This is a genomic window from Vibrio sp. DNB22_10_4 (assembly GCF_052879755.1).
This window is the reverse complement of record NZ_JBNNXW010000154.1, coordinates 1-217: the sequence shown is the minus strand read 5'-3', so window position 1 is coordinate 217 and position 217 is coordinate 1. Positions and strand designations below refer to the sequence as shown.

General features: G+C 48.4%; 1 tRNA gene. It reads right to left on the bottom strand.

Annotated elements, in window-relative coordinates:
• Positions 1-73, bottom strand: a tRNA-Arg gene (locus tag ACVA6Q_RS25065).
• Positions 74-217: the final 144 nt, after the last annotated feature.

Genomic DNA, 217 nt, shown 5'->3' with positions numbered 1-217 from the left:
GCGCTCGGAAGGATTCGAACCTTCGACCGCCTGGTTCGTAGCCAGGTACTCTATCCAGCTGAGCTACGAGCGCGCAAGGATGTGAAGCATATCACATTTATTTTCTTTTTGAACAAAAAAATTGACTTAAACAGTCAATAAATGGCGGTGAGGGAGGGATTCGAACCCTCGATACGGCTATAAACCGTATACTCCCTTAGCAGGGGAGCGCCTTCAG